The following is a 657-nucleotide window of genomic DNA, read 5'->3' as shown; positions in this document are numbered from 1 at the left end:
ATACCAAGTCCCTGAAGGTCTGACTCGTTCGTGATTTCCCGGGCTGGAGTGGGTGTGATTCAGTTTGGTGAACCAGGGAGGTTTGCCATGCCGATCCCACTCCGCTCTGACTTTGATGCGTCTCAGCTTCGTGCGTTGGCCAGGAAGACTAAGGATGGCCCGCAAGCCCGCCGCCTGCTGGCTCTCGCGGCGATCTACGAGGGGGCCTCGCGCACCGAGGCGGCGCGGATCGGCGGGGTGACTCTGCAGATCGTGCGCGACTGGGTGGTCAAGTTCAACGCTCAAGGGCCTGAAGGCCTGATCGACCGCAAGCCGGCGGGCCAGCCCTCAAGACTCACTGACCAGCATCGCCAGCATCTGGTGCAGATGATCGAGGCCGGCCCGATTGCAGCCGTGCACGGGGTGGTGCGCTGGCGGCTGGTGGATCTGATCCAGTGGCTCTGGGACGAATACCGCCTGCCAATCTCAAAACAGACGCTGAGCCGGGAAGTGCGGGCGCTCGGCTACCGCAAGCTCTCGGGCCGCCCGCAGCACCATGCCAAGAACGAGGCTGCTGTATCTGCTTTTAAAAAAGTTTCCCCGCGCGTCTGGAGGAAATCGCGACCGACGAGGCCGATGGCAAGCCGCTAGAGATCTGGTTTGCCGATGAGGCGCGCA

Annotated in this window: 1 protein-coding gene; it reads left to right on the top strand. The window is 63.0% G+C overall.

The window, feature by feature from the left end:
* The first annotated feature begins 87 nt into the window (after window positions 1–87).
* Complete coding sequence (locus tag JKG68_RS32810; RefSeq protein WP_202066657.1) at window positions 88–630, top strand: helix-turn-helix domain-containing protein; 543 nt, start codon at window positions 88–90, stop codon at window positions 628–630.
* Window positions 631–657: the final 27 nt, after the last annotated feature.

Source organism: Microvirga aerilata, assembly GCF_016743775.1.
Taxonomy (GTDB): Bacteria; Pseudomonadota; Alphaproteobacteria; order Rhizobiales; family Beijerinckiaceae; genus Microvirga; species Microvirga aerilata.
This window is presented reverse-complemented; position numbering and strand designations above follow the sequence as displayed.